2 protein-coding genes are annotated in these 1,363 nt (G+C 60.8%); both read right to left on the bottom strand.

Annotated elements, in window-relative coordinates; all coding sequences use genetic code 11:
* Nucleotides 1–203: 203 nt before the first annotated feature.
* Nucleotides 204–449 carry a PA3496 family putative envelope integrity protein gene (locus tag AC4FAH_RS02860; protein WP_043331391.1) on the bottom strand — a complete coding sequence of 82 codons (246 nt, stop codon included), beginning with the start codon at nucleotides 447–449 and terminating at the stop codon, nucleotides 204–206.
* 299 nt (nucleotides 450–748) lie between these two features.
* A complete protein-coding gene (locus AC4FAH_RS02855; protein WP_043331389.1) occupies nucleotides 749–1,189 on the bottom strand; it encodes a PAS sensor domain-containing protein in 441 nt (146 codons plus the stop codon).
* Nucleotides 1,190–1,363 lie beyond the last annotated feature (174 nt).

Here is a 1,363-nt window from a genome sequence, read left to right as displayed (position 1 = left end):
ATTGCGCCATGGAATCCCAATTTGGTTGGAGAATGGAATGACGCGCAGATGATAGTGCCCGGCGTCACGCTTGGCCAGCCGGGCAGCCTGTGCCAGGCGAGCGCGGCGACTCACTGCATGACATTCCCTGTCCTGACGTCGACCCCTTCCATGGCCTGTCCGCTCCCTGGTATCCCTTCCCCTGCACGCCGCTGGTGGCAAGCTTACTCCTCTTCGCCCCAGTCACTGGCGTCGATCAGATCATCGTCGTCGGCTTCATCGTCCCAGCCTTCACGGATGGAGCGAGCCAGAGCGCGCTCCTCGAGCAGGGCTTCAAGACGTTGGCGGGAGTCATTGCGTTGTGGCTTGGCAGGTGCGCTGGAGGGCGACAGCTCGAAGTCCACATCGGTGGGGCTGTCTTCGGCGAGTGCCGTGGCATCGATATCATCGAGGAATTGTTCACGGGCCATGGGCGGACCTCACGATCTTGGAACGACCTGCCCGATATCCAGCGCCTGGACTGGCCTGTGACACCGGGCACCGCCAGCGGCGATGCGCCGAAGGCTCTCTGGCTATATACCGCCCGTTGACGAGGATGACAAGCCTTTCGCTCAACCTGTCAGGGCTTTCGCCAACTGCCAAAGGCGAGAGGCCCACAACGACAACGCCCACCGGTGGGGTGGGCGTTGATGGTGCCATGCGGCACCTGATCTTCAGTGACTGCTCTTCAGTGACCGTTCTTCACTCAGCGGCCTTGAGCGTCCGGCGCTCAGTTGGACTCGCTGGGATGCTCCGCGCGCAGGCGTTCCAGCTCTTCCTTGGCGGTCATCAGGCCGGTGACATCCTTCTGGACACCAACGAAATACTGCAGGTTGTCATGCTCATCGAAGACCGGTGTCATGGAAAGTTCATTCCAGAACAGGCTGCCATCCTTGCGATAGTTGCGCAGTATCTCGCGGCACGGGCGCTTGTCGCGCAGCGCGGCACGGATGTTGTCCAGCTGCGGCTGATCGCGGTCATCATTCTGCAGGAAGCGGCAATCGCGGTAGAGAATCTCGTCGGCGCTGTAACCGGTGAGGCGCTCGAAGCCCTGATTCACGTAGATCAGGATGTTCTCATCGCCTTCCTGTTCCGCCACCACGATGCCATCGTCCGAGGCATTCACGACTCTCTCGAGCAGCTCGGGGCTGATCATGTGGGGTCTTTTCATCTGACTCTGATCCTTGCGGCTTAAGAACCCGGCCCTGAAGACCGAGCCCGAGAGTACGGGTATAGGGTGCCTGTCCGTGTGCCCGGACATTCCAGCACCATGATCGGTTTCACTATGGCGGGGAGACGCGGCTTATGCAATCGCAGCCGCTAATGTGACAGGGCCCGACATCGT

This window comes from Cobetia sp. (assembly GCF_983723665.1).
The sequence above is the reverse complement of the archived record's forward strand: the minus strand, read 5'-3'. Positions and strand labels throughout refer to the sequence as shown.

What these genes read in the sequence shown, in the direction of transcription:
- AC4FAH_RS02860 (WP_043331391.1), bottom strand. Translation starts at nt 449, where the DNA reads ATGGCCCGTGAACAATTCCTCGATGATATCGATGCCACGGCACTCGCC.
- AC4FAH_RS02855 (WP_043331389.1), bottom strand. Translation starts at nt 1,189, where the DNA reads ATGAAAAGACCCCACATGATCAGCCCCGAGCTGCTCGAGAGAGTCGTG.